This is a genomic window from Aminobacter sp. P4_D5, from assembly GCF_056401815.1.
The window spans coordinates 1-725 of record NZ_JBFUIP010000682.1 but is presented as its reverse complement, the minus strand read 5'-3'; the positions used below and the strand labels follow the sequence as shown (position 1 = coordinate 725).

At 72.8% G+C, this 725-nt stretch carries 1 protein-coding gene; it reads left to right on the top strand.

Annotated elements, in window-relative coordinates:
- Window positions 1–17: 17 nt before the first annotated feature.
- The coding region (locus AC1DWF_RS34305; RefSeq protein WP_476842947.1) for an ABC transporter substrate-binding protein at window positions 18–725 on the top strand (708 nt) is incomplete at its 3' end.

Genomic DNA, 725 nt, shown 5'->3' with positions numbered 1-725 from the left:
CCGGAAGGACGCCTGTTGTGGCCCTCGAACACGCCCGTCGCGCAATCGCCGCCGCGCTGCTGACCCTGCCGGTCCTCGCCGGGAGCGCCTTGGCCCAGGGCGCGAACCCGCCGCCCAACCGCATCCTGCGTGTCGTGCCACATGCCGACCTCCGCACGCTCGACCCGGTCTCCGTCTCCGTCACCATCACCCGCATGCACGGGCTGGCGATCTACGAGACGCTCTTCGCGTGGGACAGCAAGCTTGAGTCCCAGCCGCAGATGGTCGGCGCGCACAGCGTCAGCCCAGACGGCCTCGTCTGGCGCTTCACCCTGCGCGAGGGGCTGCGCTTCCACGACGGGCAGCCCGTCACGACCCGCGATGTGATCGCCAGCCTGCGCCGCTGGATGGCGCGCGACGTGGTGGGCAGCCATCTCGGCGCCCGCGTCGCCGCGCTGGAGCCGGTCGACGCCCGGACCTTCGAGATGCGGCTGTCCCGCCCGCACGGCTTCGTGACCCAGGCGCTCGGCTCCGCCGTCGGGCAGATCCCCGCGATCATGCGGGAGGAGGACGCGCAGACCGACCCCTCGCGCCAGATCAGCACGACCATCGGCTCCGGCCCCTTCCGCTTCAACCGGGACCGCTGGCTCTCCGGCCAGCGCGTCGTCTACGACCGCAACCCGGACTACGTGCCGCGCTCCGAGCCCGCCGACGGGCTGGCCGGCGGGCGCGTGGTGAACGTGGAT